25 protein-coding genes and 1 pseudogene are annotated in these 24,671 nt (G+C 60.7%); 17 read left to right on the forward strand and 9 right to left on the reverse strand.

Annotated elements, in window-relative coordinates; genetic code table 11:
• Positions 1 to 70: 70 nt before the first annotated feature.
• Positions 71 to 442: an MbeD/MobD family mobilization/exclusion protein gene (locus tag D7I37_RS01460; protein WP_129543195.1), complete on the forward strand. Its 372-nt coding sequence runs from the start codon at positions 71 to 73 to the stop codon at positions 440 to 442.
• A 66-nt stretch (positions 443 to 508) separates the two neighbouring features.
• Complete coding sequence (locus D7I37_RS01465; RefSeq protein WP_061800204.1) at positions 509 to 955, forward strand: DUF1198 family protein; 447 nt, start codon at positions 509 to 511, stop codon at positions 953 to 955.
• 27 nt (positions 956 to 982) lie between these two features.
• Here the strand turns inward: D7I37_RS01465 and D7I37_RS01470 are convergent, their stop codons facing one another.
• From D7I37_RS01470 to D7I37_RS01480, 3 genes are all read right to left on the reverse strand, one after another.
• The gene (locus tag D7I37_RS01470; protein ID WP_061800203.1) at positions 983 to 1,321 is read right to left on the reverse strand and encodes a DUF2002 family protein; all 339 of its coding nucleotides are present in this window, start codon (positions 1,319 to 1,321) and stop codon (positions 983 to 985) included.
• Positions 1,322 to 1,423: 102 nt separating this feature from the next.
• Positions 1,424 to 2,608: an MFS transporter gene (locus tag D7I37_RS01475; RefSeq protein WP_129543196.1), complete on the reverse strand. Its 1,185-nt coding sequence runs from the start codon at positions 2,606 to 2,608 to the stop codon at positions 1,424 to 1,426.
• A gap of 135 nt (positions 2,609 to 2,743) precedes the next feature.
• Positions 2,744 to 3,640, reverse strand: coding sequence for a LysR family transcriptional regulator (locus tag D7I37_RS01480; protein WP_061800200.1), 897 nt, complete (start codon positions 3,638 to 3,640; stop codon positions 2,744 to 2,746).
• A gap of 106 nt (positions 3,641 to 3,746) precedes the next feature.
• Here D7I37_RS01480 and D7I37_RS01485 point away from each other — a divergent pair, with 106 nt between their 5' ends.
• Together D7I37_RS01485 and D7I37_RS01490 are read left to right on the forward strand one after the other, a co-directional pair.
• Entirely contained in the window at positions 3,747 to 5,126 is a 1,380-nt protein-coding gene (locus D7I37_RS01485) for an MFS transporter (RefSeq protein WP_061800199.1), read from the forward strand.
• A complete protein-coding gene (locus tag D7I37_RS01490; protein ID WP_061800198.1) occupies positions 5,126 to 5,506 on the forward strand; it encodes a DUF4440 domain-containing protein in 381 nt (126 codons plus the stop codon). The genes D7I37_RS01485 and D7I37_RS01490 overlap by 1 nt, the downstream gene beginning before the upstream one ends.
• Positions 5,507 to 5,700: 194 nt before the next feature.
• On the opposite strand, the gene asr is transcribed toward D7I37_RS01490, so the two are convergent.
• Complete coding sequence (gene asr / locus D7I37_RS01495) at positions 5,701 to 6,009, reverse strand: acid resistance repetitive basic protein Asr (protein ID WP_061800197.1); 309 nt, start codon at positions 6,007 to 6,009, stop codon at positions 5,701 to 5,703.
• A gap of 228 nt (positions 6,010 to 6,237) precedes the next feature.
• On the opposite strand from asr, the gene D7I37_RS01500 reads away from it, so the two are divergent.
• Positions 6,238 to 6,546, forward strand: coding sequence for a YqjD family protein (locus D7I37_RS01500; RefSeq protein ID WP_095098923.1), 309 nt, complete (start codon positions 6,238 to 6,240; stop codon positions 6,544 to 6,546).
• Between the two features lie 63 nt (positions 6,547 to 6,609).
• Here D7I37_RS01500 and D7I37_RS01505 read toward each other — a convergent pair.
• Positions 6,610 to 8,042, reverse strand: a pseudogene (locus D7I37_RS01505) (PLP-dependent aminotransferase family protein).
• 96 nt (positions 8,043 to 8,138) lie between these two features.
• Here D7I37_RS01505 and D7I37_RS01510 point away from each other — a divergent pair.
• The 5 genes from D7I37_RS01510 to nrdF all read left to right on the forward strand — a co-directional run bounded on the left by D7I37_RS01510 (position 8,139) and on the right by nrdF (position 12,603).
• Positions 8,139 to 8,570, forward strand: coding sequence for a carboxymuconolactone decarboxylase family protein (locus D7I37_RS01510; RefSeq protein WP_061800193.1), 432 nt, complete (start codon positions 8,139 to 8,141; stop codon positions 8,568 to 8,570).
• Between the two features lie 283 nt (positions 8,571 to 8,853).
• Positions 8,854 to 9,084 (forward strand): glutaredoxin-like protein NrdH, encoded by a 231-nt coding sequence (gene nrdH / locus D7I37_RS01515; protein WP_061800192.1) that lies wholly within the window; start codon positions 8,854 to 8,856, stop codon positions 9,082 to 9,084.
• Between the two features lie 8 nt (positions 9,085 to 9,092).
• A complete protein-coding gene (nrdI, locus tag D7I37_RS01520) occupies positions 9,093 to 9,497 on the forward strand; it encodes a class Ib ribonucleoside-diphosphate reductase assembly flavoprotein NrdI (RefSeq protein ID WP_061800191.1) in 405 nt (134 codons plus the stop codon).
• Positions 9,479 to 11,623, forward strand: coding sequence for a class 1b ribonucleoside-diphosphate reductase subunit alpha (gene nrdE / locus D7I37_RS01525; RefSeq protein ID WP_073970380.1), 2,145 nt, complete (start codon positions 9,479 to 9,481; stop codon positions 11,621 to 11,623). Before nrdI ends, nrdE begins: the two co-directional genes overlap by 19 nt.
• Positions 11,624 to 11,631: 8 nt before the next feature.
• A complete protein-coding gene (nrdF, locus tag D7I37_RS01530) occupies positions 11,632 to 12,603 on the forward strand; it encodes a class 1b ribonucleoside-diphosphate reductase subunit beta (protein ID WP_129543198.1) in 972 nt (323 codons plus the stop codon).
• Between the two features lie 70 nt (positions 12,604 to 12,673).
• On the opposite strand, the gene D7I37_RS01535 is transcribed toward nrdF, so the two are convergent.
• Both D7I37_RS01535 and D7I37_RS01540 read right to left on the reverse strand, forming a co-directional pair.
• Positions 12,674 to 12,883 carry a DUF1289 domain-containing protein gene (locus D7I37_RS01535; RefSeq protein ID WP_073970383.1) on the reverse strand — a complete coding sequence of 70 codons (210 nt, stop codon included), beginning with the start codon at positions 12,881 to 12,883 and terminating at the stop codon, positions 12,674 to 12,676.
• 59 nt (positions 12,884 to 12,942) lie between these two features.
• Positions 12,943 to 13,683 carry an SDR family oxidoreductase gene (locus tag D7I37_RS01540; protein WP_061800188.1) on the reverse strand — a complete coding sequence of 247 codons (741 nt, stop codon included), beginning with the start codon at positions 13,681 to 13,683 and terminating at the stop codon, positions 12,943 to 12,945.
• A 105-nt stretch (positions 13,684 to 13,788) separates the two neighbouring features.
• Between D7I37_RS01540 and D7I37_RS01545 the strand changes: the two genes are divergently transcribed.
• Complete coding sequence (locus D7I37_RS01545; RefSeq protein ID WP_129543199.1) at positions 13,789 to 14,682, forward strand: LysR family transcriptional regulator; 894 nt, start codon at positions 13,789 to 13,791, stop codon at positions 14,680 to 14,682.
• 27 nt (positions 14,683 to 14,709) lie between these two features.
• Here D7I37_RS01545 and D7I37_RS01550 read toward each other — a convergent pair whose 3' ends face one another.
• Positions 14,710 to 15,654: an MBL fold metallo-hydrolase gene (locus D7I37_RS01550; RefSeq protein ID WP_129543200.1), complete on the reverse strand. Its 945-nt coding sequence runs from the start codon at positions 15,652 to 15,654 to the stop codon at positions 14,710 to 14,712.
• A gap of 211 nt (positions 15,655 to 15,865) precedes the next feature.
• Between D7I37_RS01550 and D7I37_RS01555 the strand changes: the two genes are divergently transcribed.
• A complete protein-coding gene (locus D7I37_RS01555) occupies positions 15,866 to 16,837 on the forward strand; it encodes a patatin-like phospholipase family protein (RefSeq protein WP_129543201.1) in 972 nt (323 codons plus the stop codon).
• A 79-nt stretch (positions 16,838 to 16,916) separates the two neighbouring features.
• Here the strand turns inward: D7I37_RS01555 and D7I37_RS01560 are convergent, their stop codons facing one another.
• Entirely contained in the window at positions 16,917 to 18,272 is a 1,356-nt protein-coding gene (locus tag D7I37_RS01560) for a 2-hydroxycarboxylate transporter family protein (protein ID WP_061800412.1), read from the reverse strand.
• Between the two features lie 326 nt (positions 18,273 to 18,598).
• On the opposite strand from D7I37_RS01560, the gene D7I37_RS01565 reads away from it, so the two are divergent.
• From D7I37_RS01565 to proX, 5 genes are all read left to right on the forward strand, one after another.
• Positions 18,599 to 20,197: a sensor histidine kinase gene (locus D7I37_RS01565; protein ID WP_061800410.1), complete on the forward strand. Its 1,599-nt coding sequence runs from the start codon at positions 18,599 to 18,601 to the stop codon at positions 20,195 to 20,197.
• Positions 20,198 to 20,214: 17 nt separating this feature from the next.
• The gene (locus D7I37_RS01570; protein WP_061800408.1) at positions 20,215 to 20,901 is read left to right on the forward strand and encodes a response regulator; all 687 of its coding nucleotides are present in this window, start codon (positions 20,215 to 20,217) and stop codon (positions 20,899 to 20,901) included.
• Between the two features lie 406 nt (positions 20,902 to 21,307).
• Positions 21,308 to 22,510, forward strand: a complete 1,203-nt coding sequence (proV, locus tag D7I37_RS01575; RefSeq protein ID WP_061800406.1) for a glycine betaine/L-proline ABC transporter ATP-binding protein ProV — start codon at positions 21,308 to 21,310, stop codon at positions 22,508 to 22,510.
• Positions 22,503 to 23,612 (forward strand): glycine betaine/L-proline ABC transporter permease ProW, encoded by a 1,110-nt coding sequence (proW, locus tag D7I37_RS01580; RefSeq protein WP_061800404.1) that lies wholly within the window; start codon positions 22,503 to 22,505, stop codon positions 23,610 to 23,612. Before proV ends, proW begins: the two co-directional genes overlap by 8 nt.
• A 63-nt stretch (positions 23,613 to 23,675) precedes the next feature.
• Entirely contained in the window at positions 23,676 to 24,671 is a 996-nt protein-coding gene (gene proX / locus D7I37_RS01585; protein WP_129543202.1) for a glycine betaine/L-proline ABC transporter substrate-binding protein ProX, read from the forward strand.

Consider the following 24,671-nt stretch of genomic DNA (forward strand, 5'->3'; position numbering starts at 1 on the left):
ACGGGTGAGCTTCCGCACAGTTTTCGCTATACTGCTTAGCCATTATTGAGTGCCGCAGAGGATCGATCCCATGACAATGCGCGAGCTGGAAATCCAGTTTCAAAATGCAATGAATGAGTTGCAGGCCAGCTTCGAACGGCAACACCGCGAATGGCAGCACAGCTATCAGGCTCTGCAACAGCGGCTGGAAGAGGCCAAACAGCGTGAAGCCGCTCTTCTGGCAGAGGCCAAACAGCGCGAGGCCGCGCTGCGGGCGCAAAACGAACAGCTGGCGCGCAAGCTGAGCACCGCAAGTTCCGTACCGGAACAGCATGCGCTGGTGAAGCAGATCAAAATGCTCGGCGCCCATTTGGATGCGCTGGCCAAAGACGCCGCGACCTTCAACCACCACCTGCGTCATCAGCAGCGGGCAGCCGATAATTTCAGCGGCGAACAGCATTGATAGCGGGCGCTGCCGCACAGCGCCTCCCGCCGAAGCCTGGCGATATGAGAGTGTAATAAAGCCTAAATGACCTGGATCATCATCGCCGCCCTGATCGTCGTATTTATTGTTGGTTACCGCATTCTGACCTCAGACACCCGCAAAGCCATCGACTCGCTGGCGCAGCTGCTGAAAGTCAAACCTATGCTGATCGAGTCGATGATCCAGGAAATGGGCGGCCGCCATAGCCAGACCTTCATCCGCATGCTGAACAACGGCTACACCGAAGAGATGCATCAGGCGGCCTACCTGTTGTTCATCTACCTCACCTTCATCAAACAGGCGGACGACGAACGTATTGGCCAATGGCGCACCGTGCTGCTGCGCGCCGGCTTGTCGCCAGAGCTGCACGCCGAACACACCGAGGCGGCGCTGTTCTATTTTGCCGAATTGGATATCGATGCGTTCGAGCTGGCGCAATTCCGCCGCGCATACAACGAGCGTTTTAACCGCGAGGCGATCGCCCACGGCTGAAGACGTCCCCCTCAGACGGGGGACCGATTACAGGAACATGCTGTAGAGGTAGCGCGACAGCGCTTCGCGCGAGCTGAAGCCGTGCGGAATGCCGTAACGGGCGCTGGCGGCATCGCCGCTCAAATCCAGGGGAAACTCAAGATACTGCTCGCTGACGCGTATCGGCGAAGTCGGCGTGGCGAAATGCACGCTCCGCTCTTTCAACGCCGGGTGGATCACCAGCGCGGTTCTGCCCATTCGCGCTTCGCGGTTCACATACACATAGTGTTCACCCTTGCGGTAACCATAGGCCTGGTCGGTGACATAATCACGTTCAAAGCCGGTATTCTCCAACACTCTAGCCACTTCATCCGGCCGTAAATACATCGATTCCTCCTCTCATTCTGGACCGCTGAGCGACCTTACCGTAATCATTCGCCGAAACAATAATTTTCTGGGTAAGCCTCTGGGTTTCGGAATATTCCGGGGCTATGCCCGGCCGCGCTGCAGCAGCCGCAGGGTCAGCAATGCGCCCATCGCCACCCACAACGCCGCGGCCAGATAGATCGACGGCACGCCCATGTGGCTCATCAGCAGGCCGGCCAACGGCCCGGTGATCCCCAACGCCAGATCGAGAAACGCCGAATAGGTGCCGAGGGCAGTGCCCTGATTCTGCTGCGGCACCTGTTTCACCGCCTCCACGCCGAGCGCCGGGAACACCAACGAGAAACCGGCGCCGGCCAGCAGCGCCCCGGCCTGCGCCAGCAGCGGATCGCCGGCCTGCCAGATCAGCAACAGCCCGAGGATCTCGACCAAAAACGACGCCAGCGTCACCTTCAGCCCGCCGTGGCGGTTGATGCTATTGCTGAAAATCAAACGGATGCCGACGAAAGCGCAGCTGAACAGCGTCAGCGAAAACGCCGCCCCGTTCCAGCCTTTATCAGCATAGTAAAGCGTAATGAACGTGGCGATGACGCCAAAGCCGACGGTACCCAGCGCCAGCCCCAGGCCGTAGGCCCAGATGCGGCCGAACACCGCGCTGAAGGCGATGCGCCGGCCGGCGGAGATCGACACGCTCGGCTTGCCGCTGGCCAGCAGCAGCGAAAGCGCCACCGCCAGCGCGATCAGGGCCGCCACGCCCGCCAATCCCCAATGTTGGTTCAGATAAACGCCGAGCGGCGCGCCGGCGGCCATCGCGCCATAGGTAGCCACGCCGTTCCACGAAATCACTCGCGCGGTGTGCAGCGGCCCTACCAGCCCAATGCCCCATAGGGTGGAGCCGGTGCTGGCGAAGCTTTCCCCGATGCCGAGCAATACCCGGCCGAGGCACAGCAGCAGCAAACTCAACCAGGGCAACGCGTCGAACCAGAACGCCAGGGCGTAAAACACGCCGCTGGCGCCACAGCAGGCCAGCCCGAACAACACCACCTTTTTCGGCCCCAGCTGATCGGCGTAGCGCCCGGCATGCGGGCGGCTGAACAGCGTGGCGAAGTACTGCGCGCTGATGATCAGCCCGGCCAGCACCGAGTTATAGCCCAGGTGGTTATGCACAAATCCCGGCAGCACCGCCAGCGGCAGGCCAATGGTCAGATAGCAAACGAAGGTGAACATCACCACCGACAGAATGCGTTTATTCAGCTGAAAGGGGTTTTCTTTGGCACCGATGGCGGTCATTACAGAGGGCTCGCATCGAACGGGGTAGGCAACAGCGTTCAGCATACCCCGAGGAGATTCGATGATAAACGTGAGAATTATAACGAATTATTATTTAACTAAGAGTTTGTTGCCGGCGCCGGCAAACGGCGGCGTTTATTCGCCCCTGGCGGCCCGCTCGCGCAGAAAGTCAATGAACGCCCGCACCTTTTCCGGCACGTGGCGGGTATTCGGATACAGCGCGTAAATGCTCTGCGCGGGGAACTGGTGATCCGGCAACAGCAGGCACAGCCTGCCTGCGGCGATGTCCGCCCGCACCAGCCACTCCGGCAGCAGCGCCACGCCGGCGCCGTGCAGGGCGAACGCCAGCAGCGCCGCCGCGCTGTCGCCCATCAGCATGGCGGCGCCCTCCACCTTGAACAGTACCGCCTGCCGCTGCGGGGTAATCACCTGCCAACTGAGCGGCGAACTGAGGCGGCTGTGGGCGATCCATTGCGCCAGCGCCAGCTGCGGCAAAGAATCGATCGGCCGTCGGGCCAGATAGGCCGGCGAAGCCACCGGCAAAATAGCGAAGCTGTCGAGCAGCGCCGCCCGATGGCTGGAGTCCGCCAGCTGCCCCAAACGAATGGCGACGTCGAAACGCTCCGCGATCAAATCGGCATGATAAGAAGAAGAAACATGCTGAATGCGCAGGCGCGGATGCAGCTGAGAGAATGCCGCCAGCGCCGGCACCACCGTTCGCGCGCCGTATTCGGGGGTGCTGGTGATGCGCAGCACGCCGCTCAAGCCCCGGTGATCGCGTCGCACGTCGTCCAGCGCATTTTCCGCCTCCTGCAGCAGCTGCAGGCTGCGCTGATAGAAACGCGCGCCGGCGTCGGTCAGCGACAGCCGCCGGGTACTGCGCGCCAGCAATGATACCCCCAGCTCGTTCTCCAGCTGTTTGACGTTGAAGCTCACCACCGCCTTGGTTTGCCCCAGCGTCACCGCCGCCGCGGTAAAGCTCCCGGCGTCCACCACCGCCACAAAGATCGCCAGACGCTGCAGATTCAGCATATCATTCGCCCTGATTGTCAAAATTATTTTGACAGTGTAATCGCCGGCAACCGATTTATCCGCACTTTTTCCGCCGCTACACTGCACGCCTTCAACCGGAGGCTTCATGTCCTATCGCAGCAAAGTGGCAATCGTCTATCTGCTCGGCTTTTTTGTCGATCTGATCAACATGTTTATCGCCAACGTCGCCTACCCGGCCATCGGCCAGGCCCTGCGCGCGTCGGTCAGCCAACTGGCCTGGGTCAGCAACGGCTATATCCTCGGCCTGACGCTGGTGATCCCGCTCAGCGCCTGGCTGGCGCAGCGCATCGGCGGACGCCGGGTGTTCCTGCTGTCGCTGGCCCTCTTTATGCTGGCTACTGCGGCGGCGGGCAACGCCGGCTCCCTCGGCGCGCTGATTGGCTGGCGGGTATTGCAGGGCATGGGCGGCGGCTTGCTGATCCCCATCGGCCAGACGCTGACCTACCGGCTGTACCGCAGCCATGAGCGCGCCGGGCTCTCGGCCGCCATTATGCTGGTCGGCCTGCTGGCACCGGCGCTGTCGCCGGCGCTGGGCGGCTGGATCGTCGATCGGCTGGACTGGCGCTGGGTGTTCTTCGCCAACCTGCCGCTGGCGGCGCTGGCGCTGCTGCTGGCCGCGCTGTGGCTGCGCGCCGACGCCCCGGCCGCGGAGCGCAAGCCGCTCGACGCCGGCGGGTTGTTCAGCGCCTGCATCGCCCTGACGCTGCTGCTGCTCGGCCTGACCCGGCTGAGCGAATCCGGCCATCAGGGCTCCGGCGCCTTGCTGCTGGCGATCGGCGCGCTGACGTTCGGCTATTATCTGCGCCGCAGCCTGCGCATCCCGCAGCCGCTGCTGAACCTGCGCCTGATGGGCGATCCGCTGCTACGCAGCGCCATGATGATTTATCAGTGCATTCCCGGGTTGTTTATCGGCGTCAGCCTGGTGGCGATGCTGTACCTGCAAAACCAGCTCGGCATGCCTGCCGCCCAGGTCGGCGCCCTGATGTTGCCCTGGTCGCTGGCGTCGTTTCTGGCCATCGCCCTGACCGGCAAAACCTTCAACCGCCTCGGCCCGCGCCCGCTATTGCTGATCGGCTGCCTGCTGCAGGGGCTGGGCATCCTGGCGCTGGCGCAAATCACCGCGGCCGACCAACGGGCGCTGCAGCTGGCCGCCTTCGCGCTGATGGGGTTGGGCGGCAGCCTGTGCAGCAGCACCGCGCAAAGCAGCGCCTTTCTGCACATCCCCGACGGCCAGCTGGCCGACGCCAGCGCGCTGTGGAATATCAACCGTCAGCTGAGCTTTTGCCTGGGCGTCGCGCTGCTCAGCCTGCTGCTGAACCTGCTGCTGGGCGGCTTGCCGCCGGCCGCCGCCTATCGATACTGTTTTTACCTCGCCGCCGCCAGCACGCTGATCCCGATGCTGCTGTGCCTGCGCATCGCCAACCGCGCCATCGTGCGCCACCTTCATGCTCAACAGGAAAAGTGATGAACCGTTATTTTACCGAAGTGATCGACGCCCATGTCGCGATTGAAAACTGGCTGGAAAAGGGCCAGGGAGATGAACACGCGCTGCTGGCGCGCTTCGAACCGGACTTCAGCATGATTGCGCTGAACGGCGGCAGGCTGAACTTCGCCGCGCTGAGCGCCTTTTTCCGCGCGCATCGCGCCGCCAAACCGGGATTGGCCATTGCCATTGAAGAGATGGTGCTGGTGGCCGAATGGCCGACGGGGGCGGTGGTCAGCTACCGGGAAAGGCAGAGCCTGCCCGGGCAGGCGCCGACGCTGCGCCATTCCACGGTGGTATTTGAACAGCGGCCAGGCGGCCTGGGCTGGCGGCATCTGCATGAGACCGCCATTGCACCATAATCACCGGAAGCCGTCGGCCAAAAACAGTTCCCAGCCGACGATCAGCCCGCACAGGGTGACAGCGCTGAAAATCACTTCGAACAGATAGCGATTGATCATCCCGACGTGGCCTCAAAAGAAAACACCCGGGGGGACCGGGTGTTTGAGCACTGGCTAGACCATGCGGAGCCGGCTGGCCCGCACGCTTCAGCTGATTACGCTTTTTTAGCGGCTTTTTTGTGGTGTTTCTTAGCGGCCTGGGCTTTCTGCACCGGCGCTTTTTTGTGGTGCTTTTTAGCGGCCTGGGCTTTCTGAGCCGGGGCTTTTTTGCTGGCTTTCTTGTGCGCTTTCTTGTGGTGAGTCGCTTTGGCAGGCGCTTTCTCAGCGGCGGCAGCCGGCGCGGCGGCAGTGGTGGTCGCAGCCGGCGCCGTGGTTGCCGGCGCGGAAGCCGCGGTATCGGCAGCGAAAGCAACGGAAGACAGGCCCATAGTGGCGGCGACGATCAGCGCTAATACTTTTTTCATTTTTAATTCCTCAGAGTGTTGTTTCGGTAAGCCCCGGTGGAGCCGTTGAACAGAGAATAGAGGAATCGCCGACGCCCTTCCGTGAGTGATTGGTTTCGCCGAGTAACCAAATGTACAACGGGGGCCGGCGTCGCGAACGATGCCGAACGTGCGGTTTTTTCCGTGATCGGCAACACAGTTTGGAAACTGGTCTATGCTTAACAGACATGTGTCGAAATGGAGAGCCGAATGTTTAAGAAAACGGAAAAGACAGAACGCGATATCGATCAGGACGTTACCCTGCTGGCTGATACGCTGGATGAAGTGCTGCGCGAGTCCGGCGACAAGACCAAAGAGGAATTGAAGGAGCTGCATAACAAGGCAAAAGGCGTACTGCGTGACGCCAGAGCGCGCTTCAACGGTTCCAGCAGCCTGACACAGCACGCGCGAGATGCCGTCGAACATGCCGACAGCTATGTGCGCGACAAACCTTGGCAGGGCGTGGGGATCGGTGCCGCCGTCGGCATCGTGCTCGGCGTGCTGCTGGCCCGGCGTTAACACCCCTTGCAGTCATAAAGATAAAACAGATGTGCGTCTGGCCCGCGGGAAACCGCGGGCCGTTTAATTTGCGCCGTCGAACAGGGCTTGCAAACGCGCCACCGCCCGCTCGGCCTCTTCGCGCCGGGTAAAATTGGCGAACCCCAGCAACAACCCCTGCCCCGCCCCGGGGTTATCCGCCAGTCCGACAGCGCCTGCACCGCCAACCCCTGCCGCCAGGCCCGCGCCGCCAGCCGCGCATCCTGCCCCTCGTCGCGCAGGCGCACCAGCAGCTGAATGCCGCCGGGTTGCGGCGCCACCGTCAAATGCGCGCCCAGTTGCCGCTCCAGCGCCTGCGCCAGCCATTCACGCCGTTCCCGATACAGCGGCCGCATGCGCTTGAGGTGGCGGTAGAAGTGCCCCTGATTGATGAAATCCGCCACGCCGGCCTGCAGCAGCGGCGAACAGCCGCAGCCGCGCAGCCGGCTGGTGCGGGCGAACGCCTCCGTCAGCCCGGCCGGCACCACCAGGTAAGCCATGCGCAGCGCCGGGAACAAGGTTTTGCTGAAGGTGCCGGCATACAGCACTCGCCCCTGGCGATCGAGGCTTTTCAGCGGCGGCAGCGGCCGCCCGTGATAGCGGAACTCGCTGTCGTAGTCATCCTCGAAAATCCATGCCGAACGCCGCTGCGCCCAGTCCAGCAGCGCCATTCTCCGCGCCAGGCTGAGCGACACCCCGAGCGGGCTTTGGTGAGTCGGCGTCACTATCGCCAGGCGCGCCCGCGGCGCCGCGGCGATGCCGGCGGCAACCGCCATCCCCTGCCCATCGACCGGCACCGCCACCGCCCGCATGCCGGCGGCGCGCAACAGCGGCAACGTCACCGGGTAGCCGGGATCCTCCAGCCACGCCTCATCCCCCGGCTGCAGCAAGGTGTCGAGCACCAGATCCAACATGGCCGGGTAACCGGCGCAGATGAAGATTTGTTCCGGCTGACAGCGAATGCCGCGCGACAGGTGCAGGTAATTGGCGATCGCCTCGCGCAGTTCCGGCTGGCCATTGGCCGGCGGCAGCGCCAGCGAGGCGGCGGTGGCGCTGCGCAGCAGGCGGGAGACGATACGCTGCCACTGCGCGCGCGGAAAGGCGTCCAGCGCCGGCAGGCCCAGCTGGAACGGCTGCAGCATACCCTGGGGATGCAGCGGATCGGCCGCCGGCATCGGCAATGGCTGCGCCGGCGTCGCGCCGCCCTGCGGCAAAGGCCGCAGCTGCGGCGAGACATAGGTGCCCGCCTGCCCGCGGCTTTGCAAAAAACCTTCGGCGATCAGCTGACCGTAAGCGCTTTCCACCGTGGCGCGCGCCACGCCCAGATCGCTGGCCAACCCGCGCACCGACGGCAGGCGGCTGCCCGCCGCCAGCGCGCCCCGTTCGATGCCGTCTTTTATCCGCAGATAAATCTGCCGGTACAGCGGTTCGGCCAGCCGACTGTCCAGCCGCAGAGAGGAAAGGAATTGGCGCATCATGGCCCGGTCAAATAATCATTTTATGGCCCTATAGCATAGACCATATCAACGCTAAAGTAGCCGCATGATTTCGTTATCCACCGACTGAGGTTGACCATGATTAAGCAACGCTTGCAGTACGCCGAACTCTCTCCCGCGCCCTACAAAGGCCTGGTAAACGCGCTGATGGCGCTGGAAAAAGGGGCGCTGGACAAGGCGACCGTCGAGCTGATGTTCATGCGCGTTTCGCAGATCAACGGCTGCGCCTACTGCCTGGACATGCACGGCAAGGCGCTGCGCGAAAGCGGCTTCAGCAACGCCAGGCTGGATACGCTGGCGGGCTGGCGCGTCAGTCATGAGTTCAGCGAGCGCGAGCGCGCCGCGCTGGCATGGGCGGAGTCGGTCACGCTGATCGCCGCCACCGGCGCGCCGGACAGCGCATTCGACGCGCTGAAAACGCATTTTAGCGATGCCGAGATCGCCGATCTGACCTTCGCCATCAGCATCATGAACGCCTTCAACCGGCTGGCGGTCAGCATGCGCCAATGATCGACCGCGCTTTCCCCCTCTCGCCGCGAGAGGGGTTTTTCCCCCGAAAACCGCCCGCAAAAAAATTTTCCTCATGCTTTATCCAGCCCCGCCGCGGCCTGCGCGCAAAAACCGCCAAAACACCATATATAGCGTGGTTGATAAAATAAATATCAACATATAGTATTCATTGTATCGGCCGCAGGGACAGCAGCGCGGCTGATAACGCCGTCAGAAACGCCGAACAATGCTCCGTTATCTGACTTGTCCGCCTTTCCTTCAGCTTAAAAGGTAAATGCGAATCATGAGCATTATTATTTACAGTAAGCCGGACTGTGTCCAGTGCAACGCCACCTATCGCGCATTCGATAAACAGGGGATTGATTATCGGGTGATCGACCTCACCCAGGATCAGCAGGCGCTGAACCATGTTAAATCGTTAGGTTATCAGCAGGTTCCGGTCATTATCGCCGGTGACGACCATTGGTCCGGCTTCCGGCCGGACAAGATCGGCGCTCTGGCCCTCGTTTCCTGAGGCCGGCCATGAATCCGCTGGTTTACTTCTCCAGCAGTTCGGAGAACACCCACAGGTTCGTTGAAAAGCTGGGATTGCCGGCGATGCGCATTCCGATCGCCGGCGCCCGCAGCAAGCTGCTGATGGAACGCCCCTACATATTGATCGTGCCCAGCTACGGCGGCGGCAGCGCCGTGGGAGCCGTGCCGATCCAGGTGATCCGCTTTCTCAACGATCCGCAGAACCGTTCATACCTGCGCGGCGTTATCGCCGCCGGGAACACCAACTTCGGCGCAGCGTACGGCATTGCCGGCGATATCATCGCCAAAAAATGCCAGGTGCCTTTTCTCTACCGCTTCGAGCTGCTCGGCACCGTGCAAGACGTTGAAAACGTTAGACAGGGAGTAACCGCATTTTGGCAACGACAGAACTGACCAGGCCCGCCGCCGGCGCGCTGGACTACCATTCGCTCAACGCGATGCTCAATCTTTACGATGCCGAAGGCCGGATCCAGTTCGACAAGGATCGGCTGGCGGCGCGGCATTATTTCCTGCAGCACGTCAATCAGAACACCGTGTTCTTCCACAACCTGGAGGAAAAGCTGCGCTATCTGGTGGAGGAAGGCTATTACGAGCCGCAGGTGCTGGCGCAGTATGACTTCCCGTTTATCAAGCAGCTGTTCCAGCAGGCCTACGCCAAAAAATTCCGCTTCGAGACCTTCCTCGGCGCCTTCAAGTATTACACCAGCTACACGCTGAAAACCTTCGACGGCAAGCGTTATCTCGAACGCTACGAAGACCGGGTGTGCATGGTGGCGCTGACGCTGGCGGCGGGCGATACCCGGCTTGCGCAGGATCTGGTGGAAGAGATGATTTCCGGCCGCTTCCAGCCGGCGACGCCGACCTTCCTCAACTGCGGCAAGCAGCAGCGCGGCGAGCTGGTGTCCTGTTTCCTGCTGCGCATCGAAGACAATATGGAGTCGATCGGCCGGGCGGTGAACTCCGCGCTGCAGCTGTCGAAACGCGGCGGCGGCGTGGCCTTCCTGCTGACCAACATCCGCGAAGTGGGCGCGCCGATCAAACGCATCGAGAATCAGTCCTCCGGGGTTATTCCGATCATGAAAATGCTTGAGGACGCCTTCTCCTACGCCAACCAGCTGGGCGCGCGCCAAGGCGCCGGCGCGGTGTATCTCAACGCCCACCACCCGGACATTCTGCGCTTCCTCGACACCAAGCGCGAAAACGCCGACGAGAAAATCCGCATCAAGACGCTGTCGCTGGGGGTGGTGATCCCGGACATCACCTTTGAACTGGCGAAAAATAACGAGGAGATGTATCTGTTCTCGCCTTACGACGTGGAACAGGTCTACGGCGTGCCGTTCTCGGAGATTAGCGTCAGCGAAAAATACCGCGAGATGGTGGACGACAAGCGCATCCGCAAATCGCGCATCAACGCCCGCGAGTTCTTCCAGGTGCTGGCGGAGATCCAGTTCGAGTCCGGCTACCCGTACATGATGTTCGAGGATACGGTCAACCGCGAAAACCCGATCGCCGGGCGCATCAACATGAGCAATCTGTGTTCGGAGATCCTGCAGGTCAACCGCGCCAGCACCTACCATGAAGATCTCAATTACCATCGCATCGGCAAGGATATCTCCTGCAACCTCGGTTCGCTGAACATCGCCAAAACCATGGATGCGCCGGACTTCGGCAAAGCGGTGGAGACCGCGATCCGCGCGCTGACCGCGGTGGCCGACATGAGCGACATTCGCTCGGTGCCGTCGATCGCCGAAGGCAACCGCAGCTCGCACGCCATCGGCCTGGGGCAGATGAACCTGCACGGCTACCTGGCGCGCGAACGCATCTTCTACGGCTCGGAAGAAGGCGTCGATTTTACCAATATCTATTTCTATACCCTGGCCTACCACGCGCTGCGCGCGTCCAATCAGCTGGCGATCGAACGCGGGGCCTGCTTTGGCGGCTTCGAGGATTCCCGCTACGCCAGCGGCGAATATTTCAGCAAGTATACCGAGCGGGAGTGGCAGCCGCAGACCGCACGCGTGCGTGAGCTGTTCGCCGCCGCCAACATCGCCATTCCGGGCCGCGAAGAGTGGCTGGCGCTGCGCCAGTCGGTGATGATGCACGGCCTGTATAATCAGAACCTGCAGGCGGTGCCGCCGACCGGTTCGATTTCCTACATCAACAACTCCACCTCCAGCATCCACCCGATCGTTTCGCGCATCGAGATCCGCAAGGAGGGCAAGATTGGCCGGGTATACTACCCCGCGCCCTACATGACCAACGACAACCTGGAGTATTACCAGGATGCCTACGACATCGGGCCGGAAAAGATCATCGACACCTACGCCGCCGCTACGCAGCACGTCGATCAGGGGTTGTCGCTGACGCTGTTCTTCCGCGACACCGCCACCACCCGCGATATCAACCGCGCGCAGATCTACGCCTGGCGCAAGGGCATCAAGACCATCTACTACATCCGCCTGCGCCAGATGGCGCTGGAAGGCACCGAGGTGCAGGGCTGCGTGTCCTGCGCGCTGTGAGGCAAATTATGACCATCGTTAAATCGGCGCCGCTGGTGCGCGCCATCAACTGGAACATCATCGAAGACGACAAGGATCTGGAGGTATGGAACCGCCTGACCTCCAACTTCTGGCTGCCGGAGAAGGTGCCGCTGTCGAACGATATCCCTTCCTGGGCCACGCTGACGCCGAAGGAGCAGCAGCTGACCATCCGCGTGTTCACCGGGCTGACGCTGCTGGACACCATTCAAAACACCGTGGGCGCGCCGGCGTTGATCGCCGATGCGCTGACGCCGCACGAGGAGGCGGTGTACTCCAACATCAGCTTTATGGAGGCGGTGCACGCCCGCTCCTACAGCTCTATCTTCTCCACGCTGTGCCAAACGCCGGACGTGGACGACGCCTACCGCTGGAGCGAGGAAAACCGCGCGCTGCAGAAGAAGGCCAGCATCATTCTGGCGCACTACCACAGCGACGACCCGCTGCTGAAGAAGGTCGCCAGCGTATTCCTGGAGTCTTTCCTGTTCTACTCGGGCTTCTATCTGCCGATGTACTGGTCGAGCCGCGCCAAGCTGACCAACACCGCCGATCTGATCCGTCTGATCATCCGCGACGAAGCGGTGCACGGTTATTACATCGGCTATAAGTTCCAGAAAGGGCTGGAGCAAGTGGACGCCGCGCGCCGCCAGCAGGTGAAAAACTTCGCCTTCGATCTGCTGCAGGATCTGTACGACAACGAGGTGCGCTATACCGAGGAACTGTACGACGGCGTGGGCTGGACCGAGGACGTGAAAACTTTCCTGCACTACAACGCCAACAAGGCGCTGATGAATCTGGGCTACGAGGCGTTGTTCCCGCCGGCGATGGCCGAGGTCAACCCGGCGATCCTGTCGGCGCTGTCGCCGAACGCCGACGAAAACCACGACTTCTTCTCCGGTTCCGGCTCGTCTTACGTGATTGGCAAAGCGGTCAATACCGAGGATGAAGACTGGGATTTCTGAGGAAGGCATCGAGGCTGATTCGTTCACCTCCGTGATTTAGCCGATCATCGGGAGCGCGGCTCGCCGCGCTCTACAATATTCTCTTATCACCCTGTTCCGCCCGCTGCCGAATGCGTCGCCAAATCGCGCGCTTTTCTTCGTCGCTTGCGCCTGACCAGGCGGCGATCTCCGCCAGCGTGCGTCGGCATCCCCGGCACTGCTGCGTCTCACCGTCAATCCGGCACAGGCTGACGCAGGGCGATCTCACGCCGTGATGTGGTTGCTGATTGTCGCCCGCCATAAAACGCTCCCGCATGATGTCATTCGCCGCAGGATACCCGATCCTGCGGCGAATGCGGATCAGACGATGCCGCCGTTGGCGCGCAGGGTTTGCCCGTTGATCCAGGCGCCGTCCGCACCGGCCAGGAATGACACCGCCGCGGCGATATCCTCAGGTTCGCCCAGCCGTTCCAGCGGCGCCATCTTCGCCAGGCGCTCGATCAGCTCCGGGGTTTTGCCGTCGAGGAACAGGCTGGTGGCGGTCGGCCCCGGCGCGATGGCGTTTACCGTGATATTGCGCCCGCGCAGCTCTTTCGCCAACACGCTGGTCAGCGCCTCCACCGCCGCCTTGCTGGCGGCGTACATGCCGTAACCCGGCTGCAGCAGCCCCACCACGCTGGAGGAGAAGTTAATGATGCGGCCGTTGGCGCGCAGGCGCTTAGCCGCCTCGCGCAGGGTGTTGAAGCTGCCCTTCAGGTTGATGTCGATCAGGCGATCCGCCTCGGCGTCGCTCATTTCCGCTACCGGCGCCAGGGCAATCACCCCGGCGTTGTTGACCAGCACGTCGACGCCGCCGAACGCCTGCTCGGCGCGTTCAAACAGCTGAGCGACGGCGGCAGGATCGCTGACGTCGGCTCTGGCGCTCAACGCGCGGCCGCCGCGTTGCTCAATTTTACGCACCAGCTCATCGGCCAGCGCCTGATTGCCGGCATAGTTGATAATCACGGTGAAGCCGTCAGCCGCCAGGCGTTCGGCGATGGCGGCGCCGATGCCGCGCGATGCGCCGGTGACAATAGCGACTTGCCGAGTTTTGTGGTTCATGGGTCTGTCCTCATCGGGTTTATGTGCTGACATCATGCGCCTTTCGCCGTTGCGAATAATCCCCTATTATTCGTCATCACCATCCGAAATTAGCGAACAATACCCATGGACCGAATCGACGCCATGCGTCTGTTCACCCGCGTGGTGGAGCAGCGCAGCTTTACTCGGGCGGCGCAGGCGCTGGACCTGCCGCGCTCGACCGTCACCGACGCCATCAAACAGCTCGAAGCCCGCCTGCAGGCCAGGCTGTTGCAGCGCACCACCCGCCACGTCAGCCCGACGCTGGACGGCGAAGCCTATTACCAACGTTGTCTGGCCATTTTGGCGGAAATTGAGGACGCCGAAATGGCGTTTGCCGGCGCCAAACCGCGCGGGCTGTTGCGCATCGAGGTGCACGGCACGCTGGCGCGCCATTTTCTGCTGCCGGGCCTGCCCGACTTTTTGGCGCAATATCCGGATATCGAACTTTATATGAGCGAAGGCGATCGGTTGGTTGACGCGCTGCGGGAAGGCATCGACTGCGTGGTGCGCGTCGGCAAACTGCGCGACAGCGACATGGTGGCGCGACGGCTGGGCGAGTTGGAAGAGGTGACCTGCGCCGCGCCGGCCTATCTGCAGCGTTTCGGCACGCCGCACTGCCTGGAGGATCTGCAGGTTCACCGCATGGTGGGCTTTCGTTCCTCGGTTACCGGCGCGCTGATGCCGCTGGAGTTCAACGTCAACGGCCGGCCGCAGCCAATCGCGCTGCCCGCCACGGTGTCGGTCAGCGCGGCCGAAAGCCTGGTCGCCGCCGCGCGCATCGGCCTGGGGATCATTCAGGTGCCGCGCTATCATTTGCGTGAGGATCTGGCGAACGGCAGCCTGCTGCCGCTGCTGCCACAGTACCCTTCCACGCCGATGCCGGTCTCGCTGCTGTACCCGCGCAACCGCCAACTTTCGCCGCGGGTGCGGGTGTTTATCGACTGGTTCAGCAAGGTGTTCGCCGCGCACAATCAGTAAAAGCCGCCCATTGGGCAACCTGCGGCCTTATAAGGCGCCGTAGTTCAGCGGCACCCAGCCATAGCCCTCCCCTTGCCGGTTCAGGTAACCCAACCCCGGGAACGACAGGTGCGCGGCCCCCACCAGCTCCGCCTGCCGGGCGCTGTCGCCGAACACCCGCAGCCGTTGCGCCACGGCGGCCTTGGCGTCGCTGTCGAAGCGTATCGCCACCTGCGGATGGGCAAGCTGCACCGCCGCCACGTGGATCAGATCGCCAATCAGCAGCAGCTTCTTGCCCTGGCTTTCCACCTGATAAACGCTGTGGCCCGGCGTATGGCCGTGGGCCGCAAAGGCGGTAATGCCCGGCGAAAGCTCGCCGTCATTGGCGAAAGGCTTGAAATGGCCGGCGGCCTGATAGGGCTTGATCGCCGCCATCGCATGCTTGAAGTTGGCTTGCTCGCCCGGCTTCGCCTGGTTCAGCCGACTTTCGCTTAGCCAAAAATCGGCGTCCTGCTGCGAGGCGCGCACCAGCGCATTGGGGAACAGCGCCCGGCCATTTTGGGTCAGGCCGCCCAGGTGATCCGGATGCATGTGGGTCAGATAGATTTCATCCACCTGCTCGGGCCGGTAGCCGGCGGCGTTGAGATTGGCCGTCAGCTTGCCCAGGCCGTCTCCCAGCAGCGTTCCGGCACCGGTATCGATCATGATCAGCTTGTCGCCGGTGTTGATCAGATAGCTATTGACCGAGGTGACGACCGGCAGGCTCTGATGATGCTCAGCCAGCCCGGCGCCAATCTGCTGCGGCGTGCTGTTCAACAACAGCTTGTCCGCCGGCAGGCGGATAATGCCGTCTGACAGCGCGGTCACTTCATAATGGCCCAGCATGATGCGGTAAAAACCCGGGGTCGGCGTCTTCACCTGCGGCGCGGCCGCCGTGGCCTGCAATGCGGTTACGGCCAGGGTTGCCGCCAACAGATAGAGTTTCCAGAACATGATCACTCCTTGCGATAATAAGACAGCGCTAAGTATTAGCGCAAAAGGGTCAATGCGCCTGCCGTTGGGATAAATTTAAATTATATAAATTTAAAAAATATATTTACTCTGAATAGTTTTGTTTGCGCAATCGCACAACGCCAATCAATATTGAACGGGGTTTTAATCCGTTACTTTCCTTACTCCACCAAACGAGGAGTAAGGAAACACCATGAACTATCCATTCGAAAATCTGGTATTTGAAGGCGGCGGCGTAAAAGGCATTGCCTATGGCGGCGTATTGGAACTGCTGGAAACCAAAGGCGTCATGCCGCGGATCAAACGGGCCTCCGGCGCATCCGCTGGCGCCATCGCCGCGCTGCTGGTGGGGCTGGGCTGCAACGCCGCCGAGGTGACCAACATCCTCTCGAAGATGGATTTTAAAAAATTCCTCGATTATAACGGCGGCTTTTTGGGTTCCCTGCACGATGCCTATCGCCTGTTTAATCAGTATGGCATCGCCCCCGGCGATTATTTTTATTCCTGGTCGCGCGGCATCATCAAAAAATATACCGGCAATGCGGATATCACCTTTGAAAATTTTGAGGCGATGAAGACGAAAAAAGGCTTCAAATCCCTCTATTTTATCGGCGCCAACCTGAATAGCGGGCTGCGCGAGGTGTATTCCCACCAAACCACGCCGCGCATGAAGGTGGCGGACGGGCTGCGCATCTCGATGTCGTTCCCCTTCGCCTTCGTGGCGAAGAATAACGACCTGGGCGAACTCTGTATCGATGGCGGGATGATCGATAACTACCCGGTGCGGCTGTTTGACTATGACTTCTCCGCCACCCCGCCTTACATCGACACCGCCAGCCAACGGATCAACCCCCGCACCCTCGGCATCCGGCTGGACTCCGCCGGCGAAATCGCCCAGGCGGCGGGCCAGCCGGCCAATAAAACCGCGCTCAACAACCTGTTCGACTTCTCCATGGCGCTGGCCAACGTGATGCTGGATATACAGACGAAAGTGCATCTGGACAGCGATGACTGGAAGCGCACCGTGTATGTCGACACCCTCGACGTCAGCACGCTGGAGTTCGGCATCAGCGCAGCCAAAAAACGCGCGCTGATCGAATCCGGCCGCCGGGGCGTGGAGCGTTACTTCGCCTGGTACGATGCAGCGGCCAAACGGGCGGCCTGACCGGCGCTAACCCGCTCCCGCAGGCAAAAAAATCCCCGCGGGGGCGGGGAAAGGCAAAGTGATGCTAAGGATTTTTTAGTTATACGAAGAACTTGGCCAGCACCAGCAGCGAAAGCGAAACGTTAATCGCGCCGCCGATGCGGGTCGCTATCTGGGCGAACGGCATCAGCGACATGCGGTTGCCGGCGGTGAGGATCGCCACGTCGCCGGTGCCGCCCTGCCCGCTCTGACAGCAGGAGACGATGGCGACGTCGATCGGGTGCATGCCGATTTTCTTGCCGACGAAGAAACCGGTCGCCACCAGCGTGCAGACGGTGGTGACAATCACGATCAGGTTCTGAATGGTGAACGCGTCCACCAGCTCCTGCCATGGGGTGATGGCCACGCCGACGGCGAACAGGATCGGGTAGGTCACCGCGGTGCGGAAGAACTTGTACACCACCTGGGAACCTTCCTGAATGCGCGGAGACACCCCGTGCGCCAGCTTCACCGCCACGGCGGCGAACAGCATGCCCACCGGCGCCGGCAGCCCCACCAGGCGATGCAGCAGCATGCCGACCATATACAACAGGATGGCCAACAGCGCGCCGCAGGCGAGGGTGCTGACGTCCACCTTGCCGCTGGTTTTTTCCACCGCGGCCATATCGCTGTCGCCCTGCTTGCTCGGCATCAGGCTGCCCTCGCCGGTCAGGTGCGGATAGCGTTTACCCAGCTGGTTGAGCAAGCCGGCGATGACGATGGCGGTCAGGCTGCCCAGCATCACGATCGGCAGGATGCGCCCCAGCGCCACGCCCTGCTCCATATGCAGGATCGCCGCATAGCCCATCGACAGCGGTATTGCGCCTTCCCCCACGCCGCCGGCCATGATCGGCAGGATCAGGAAGAAGAAGATTTGGAACGGCTCCAGCCCCAACGCCATGCCGACCGCCATCCCCGCCACCATGCCGGCGATCTCGCCGCACAGCATCGGCACGAAGATGCGCAGGAAGCCCTGGACCAACACCTGACGGTTCATGCTCATGATGCTGCCGACGATGATGCAGCAGATATACAGGTACAGAATGTTGGTCGACTTGTAGAACCTGGTGGTCGATTCCACCACCACGTCCGGCAGCAGGCCGTAATGCACCAGCGCGGAAGGAATAAAGGTGGCGCAGATCGCCGCCGCGCCCATTTTACCGATCAGCGGCAGACGTTTGCCGAATTCGCCGCAGGCAAAACCGAAGAACGCCAGCGTGGCCACCATCACCACGATATCGCTGGGCAATTTCCCTTCGAGGCAGTCGAGTAAAATAAGTACGCCGGCCAGAATAAAGAACGGTAACGGAATAATCCCTACTTTATAATTGTCCAGTATGTGCCACCATTTTTCCCGCAGGGGAACTTCGGCGGCTTTGTCTTTGGCGACGAGGTAAGAATCATCTGTTGTGCTCATAATCTGGCCTCTTATTAGTTTGTTCAGCCATAATAGAGAAACGCACGGATAAACCGCTGTGATTTTGTTCAAAGTTAAAAAGGGTTTTTAATGGTGGTTATGGTTTTTATGGTGTTAATGGAAATTATGTAAAATACGGCGTGGCGTTAATGGTGTTAATAGCGTTTTTATTTTAAAGCTTATCAACTTTATCGCAGCAGCCCAATAGCCAGCCCGCTTAAATATAATCCCGTGTTGCCGATCACAAGTTGATCGGGCGCAATATTACACTAACCCGTTCTCATGGTAGGGTAAGCCCTCAGGATTTCTTCAGGTGAAGCTCGGCGATGCGCATAAAACTCTCATTCCAAATCAAGCTGTTCTTGTGCCTGGTCGCCTTCTCCTGCCTGCTGCTGACCGCGATCGGCGCTTACACTTACTATCAGCTGGATGCCCAGCTACACCGCGATCTCGGCGCCCGGGCGCAGGTGCAGGCGCGGGAAATCGCCCTGATCCCCTCGCTGGCCGCCGCGGTTGAAAAAAACGACGCCGGCCAGATCGCCGCCCTGATGAAAAAGATCCGCGCCAGCAGCGATGCCAGCTATATCGTCATTGGCGATAATCGCGCCAGACACCTTTATCATTCAGAATACGACGTGCGCCTCGGCTCGCCGATGGTCGGCGGAGATAATAAAGACGTTCTGGAAGGCAAAAGCATTATTTCCATCCGCAAGGGCGGCATCGGCGTTTCATTACGCAGCAAGGCGCCGATCCTGGATGAAAATAATCAGGTTATCGGCATTGTTTCGGTCGGTTATCTGAAATCGCATATTGACAATTTAAACGCCAGAACCCTGACGCAAATTATCGGATCCATTATTCTGTTGCTGGTGGCGCTGTTTATTTTCTCGTGGCTGCTGTCAAAAAACCTCAAGCGCCAGATGTTCTGGCTGGAGCCCAAGGAAATCGCCCTGCTGGTGCGGCAACAAAAGGCCCTGCTCGAAGCCATTTATGAAGGGGTGATCGCCGTCGACCCGCAGCTGCGCATCATCACCATCAACCATGCGGCGCGCGAGCTGCTCGACCTGCGGCAGCCCGCCAGCGGGCTGATGGGCCGAGAGATCGGCGAGGTGATCCAGGCGCAGCCGGACTTCTTCGGCACCGCTCAGCTGGGGCAGGACACCCACGATGAGGTGTGCCGTTTCAATCACGTGCGGGTGATCGCCAGCCGGGTGCGCATCATGCAGGAAGATGAGCTGCAGGGCTGGGTGATCAGCTTCCGCGATAAAAACGACATCAACACCCTGAGCAGCCAGCTCAGTCAGGTGAAACGTTACGCCGATACCCTGCGCATCATGCGCCATGAGCAGCTGAACTGGACCGCGACGCTGGCCGGGCTGCTGCACATGCAGCGCTACGACGAGGCCATTCGCTACGTGGAAGCGCAGTCGGAAGGCGCGCAGGAGATCCTCGATTTCATTTCGCAGCGCTTCGGCTCGGCCGCGCTGTGCGGGCTGCTGCTGGGCAAATATTCCAGCGCCAGGGAAAAAGGCGTAGAGCTGCGCTTCGATCCGGCTTGCCAGCTGCGGCAAATTCCGGCGGCGCTGAACGAAACCGAACTGATGTCGATCGTCGGCAACCTGTTGGACAATGCGGTAGACGCGACGCTGCGTTGCCCGGCGCCGCACCAGGCGGTGGAACTTTACATCAGTGACGGCAGCAACGAGCTGGTGATCGAGGTCGCGGACCGCGGCACCGGCATCGCGGAGGAAATTCGTGATACGCTGTTCGAACAGGGCATCACCACCAAAGACGATAAAAGCGATCACGGCATCGGCCTGCATCTGGTCGCCAGCCACGTGGCGCAAGCGCATGGCAGCATAGAAGTGTCGGACAACGAGCCGCACGGTGCGATATTTTCCCTGTTTATCCCTAAAACCCTATAGTTTTGAGCACCCGAATAATGTCACACGAAGCACTGGACGTTCTGATCGTGGAAGATGAGCCGCAGCTGGCCACGCTGCACGCGGAATTCATCGAGAAAAACTTCAACCTGCGGGTGGTGGCCTACGCCGCCACGCTGGCCGAAGCGCGGACGAAGGTCAACGCGCACCAGCCGCGTCTGATCCTGCTGGACAACTTTCTGCCGGACGGCCAGGGCATTGCGCTGATGGAAGAGCCGGCGGTGAAGAACCCGGCCTGTTCGGTGATCTTCATCACCGCCGCCAGCGACATGAATACCTGCAGCCAGGCGATCCGCAACGGCGCCTTCGACTACATCATCAAACCGGTGTCCTACAAGCGGCTGCGCAATTCGCTCGAGCGTTTCATGCAGTTCGTGCAGACCCAGCGCACCTTCAAGGTCATCGACCAGAACAGCGTCGATGCGCTGTATAACCTGCAGTCCAAGCAGTTCTCCAGCGAGCCGAGCGCCAAGGGTATCGAGACCAATACCCTGGAGCTGGTGCAGGCGCTGTTCGTCAATCGGCCGGAGGAGGCGCACGCGGTGGAGGAGGTGGTCGAACAGGTCGGCGTCAGCAAAACCACCGCCCGCCGTTACCTGGAATACTGCGTGGCGACGCAATTCGTCAAGGTGGAGATGCTGTACGGCAACATCGGCCATCCGCGGCGGCTGTATCGCAAAGCCTGAGGCTGACATCTGGCTGTCACATTGGCCGGATAAAATGCCGCTGGCGATGTCCCCTCGATATCGGCACCTGTCGTTAAAACTGATGAAATACTGATGACTTTTGCCCGGCCTATGGTCGGGTTTTTTATTGCCGGCGATCCGCCCGGCGGGGGGGAATAATAGCGATGCGCAATCGCCGATATTTCCACTAAAAACCAGTCAATTACGGCAAATAATCAGCGGTGATAATTGAACATCGGCCAAATTACCATAACCAATTAAAAACTTGATGTAAACCACTAATATCCGCATCGGCGGACATTGAGGGTTGTCTCAGATATTCACTGTGTTAGGGTATAGAGCACTATTATTTTCGATTAGGAAGTTTCATATCGTTTTAATTACACCAAAGGAAACAACAAATTGCATGGCAATTAAACTCGAAGTGAAGAATCTGTATAAGATATTTGGCGAGCATCCGGAACGCGCTTTTAAACTGATAGACAAAGGTCTGACAAAAGATCAGCTGTTTGAAAAAACCGGATTATCGCTTGGCGTAAAAGACGCCACTCTGGCCATTGAAGAAGGCGAGATTTTTGTCATCATGGGGCTCTCCGGTTCCGGAAAATCCACCCTGGTACGCCTTCTCAATCGTCTGATAGAACCCACCCGCGGCCAGGTGCTGATCGACGGCGAGGATATCTCGAAAATATCCGACACCGCGTTGCGCACAGTGCGGCGCAATAAGATCAGCATGGTATTCCAGTCATTCGCTCTGATGCCGCACATGAACGTGCTGAACAACACCGCTTTCGGCATGGAATTAGCCGGCATTGCGCCGCAGGAGCGCCAGGAAAAAGCCCTGGAGGCGCTGCGTCAGGTCGGCCTGGAGAATTATGCCCATTCTTATCCGGATGAATTGTCCGGCGGCATGCGTCAGCGCGTGGGATTAGCCCGGGCGATGGCCAATAATCCGGACATATTATTGATGGACGAAGCCTTCTCGGCGCTCGATCCATTAATCCGCACCGAAATGCAGGATGAACTGGTTAAATTGCAGGCCCAGCATCAACGCACCATCGTCTTTATTTCCCACGATTTGGACGAGGCGATGCGCATTGGCGATCGCATTGCGATCATGCAGGGCGGCGAGGTGATCCAGGTCGGCACGCCGGACGAAATACTGAATAATCCGGCCAACGATTATGTGCGCACCTTCTTCCGCGGCGTGGATATCAGCCACGTATTCAGCGCCAAGGATATCGCCCAGCGCCGTCCGGTCACGCTGATCCGCAAAACCCCCGGCTTTGGCCCCCGCTCCGCGCTGCAGCTGCTGCGCGATGAGGACCGTGATTATGGTTATGTTATTGAACGCGGAAAGAAATTTATCGGCGTGGTGTCGATAGATTCGCTGAAGAAGGCGCTGTCCGCCAACCTGACGCTGGACGACGCCCTGCTTGAGGCGCCCGCCCCGGTGCCGGCCGACATGCCGCTGAGCGAGCTGATTTCCCTGGTGGCTCAGGCGCCCTGCGCGGTGCCGGTAGTCTGCGAAGAACATAACTATCTCGGAATCATCTCCAAGGCCATGCTGCTGCAGGCCCTGGACAAGGAGGCACCTGCACATGAGTGACACGACGCAAACACAAGATCCCTGGGCCACCGCGCCCGCCGATAGCGCTGCCGCTGCGCCCGCTCCCGACGCAGCAGCCAACGCCGGCGACGCCTGGTCCAGCGCGCCGCCGCCTGCCGCCCATGACGCGGCCGCACAGGGCTCCGACTGGCTCAACAGCGCGCCGGCGCAGCCGGAACACTTCAGCCTGCTCGATCCGTTCCACAAAGCCTGGGTGCCGTTCGACTCCTGGGTGACGCAGGGCATCGACTGGCTGGTGTTGCACTTCCGCCCGCTGTTCCAGGGCATCCGCGTGCCGGTAGACTTTATCCTCAGCGGTTTTCAGCAATTGCTGCTGGGCATGCCGGCGCCGATCGCCATTCTGCTGTTCTCGCTGATCGCCTGGCAGGTAGCCAGCCTCGGCATGGGCGCCGCCACGCTGGTGTCGTTGATCGCCATCGGCGCCATCGGCGCCTGGTCACAGGCGATGGTGACGCTGGCGCTGGTGTTGACCGCGCTGTTTTTCTGCATCGTCATCGGGCTGCCGCTCGGCATCTGGCTGGCGCGCAGCAAGCACGCCGCCAAGGTGATCAGGCCGCTGCTCGACGCCATGCAGACCACCCCGGCCTTCGTCTATCTGGTGCCGATCGTCATGCTGTTCGGCATCGGCAACGTGCCGGGCGTGGTGGTCACCATTATCTTTGCGCTGCCGCCGATCGTGCGTCTGACCATTCTGGGCATCAAACAGGTGCCGGAAGACCTGATCGAGGCCGCCGAATCCTTCGGCGCCAGCCCACGTCAGCTGCTGTTCAAAGTGCAGCTGCCGCTGGCGATGCCGACCATTATGGCCGGCGTTAACCAAACGCTGATGCTGGCGCTGTCGATGGTGGTGATCGCCTCGATGATCGCCGTCGGCGGCCTGGGGCAGATGGTGCTGCGCGGCATTGGCCGGCTGGATATGGGCCTGGCCGCCGTCGGCGGCGTCGGTATCGTAATCCTGGCGATCATTCTCGACCGCCTTACCCAGTCGCTGGGGCGCGATCGCCGCAGCAAGGGCATCGGCCGCTGGTATGCCCACGGCCCGATCGGGCTGCTCACCCGCCCTTTCATCAAAAAGCCTTAATCGCGCAGCCCCCGGCGGAACCGCCGGGGGCGCCGATAGCCTGCTAGAACCGAAGGAAACATTATGCGCTCGACAGGAATTTGGGCTTTCGCCCTGACTTCATTGCTAAGCACACAAACGTTCGCCGCCGAGCTTCCCGGCAAGGGCGTCACCGTTAAACCGCTGCAAAGCACCCTCGCAGAAGAAAGTTTTCAGACTGAATTGGTCAACCGCGCGTTGGTAAAGCTGGGCTACAACGTCCAGCCCACCGATGAAGTGGATTACAATGTCGCCTATACCTCCATCGCTTCCGGCGACGCCACCTATATGGCGGTAAACTGGGATCCGCTGCAAACCGATATGTACAACAGCGCTGGCGGCGACAGCAAGTTTTATCGCCAGGGCGCCTATATCACTAATGCGGCGCAGGGGTATTTGATCGATAAAAAAACCGCCGACAAATACCACATCAGCGACATTTCCCAGTTGAAAGATCCCAAGCTGGCGAAGCTGTTTGACGCTGACGGCGACGGCAAGGCCGACCTGGCCGGCTGTGAACCTGGCTGGGGATGCGGCAACCTGATCGCTACCCATATCGATGCCTATGGGTTGAGCAACACCGTTACCCAAAACCAAGGCAACTACTCGGCCATCATCGCTGACACTCTGGCCCGCTATAAACAGGGTAAACCGGTGCTGTACTTTACCTGGACGCCCTACTGGGTCAGCGACGTGCTGGTGCCCGGCCGCGACGTGGTCTGGCTGACCGTTCCGTTCTCCGCCAGCCCCGGCTCGCTGAAAGGCCAGGATACGGCGCTGCCGAACGGCAAAAACTACGGTTTCGCCGTCAATAACGAACATATCGTCGCCAACAAGCCATGGGCTCAGGCCAATCCGGCCGCCGCAAAATTGTTCGCCATCATGAAATTGCCGTTGGCGGATGTGAGCGCGCAGAACTTGCGCATGCACCGCGGCGAGAACAGCGCGGAAGATATACAGCGCCATGTAGACGGCTGGATAAAGGCCCATCAGGCCACTTTTGACGGCTGGGTAAACACCGCTGCTGCGGCAGCGAAATAA

The organism is Serratia sp. 1D1416 (assembly GCF_003641105.1).
GTDB lineage: Bacteria > Pseudomonadota > Gammaproteobacteria > Enterobacterales > Enterobacteriaceae > Serratia > Serratia ficaria.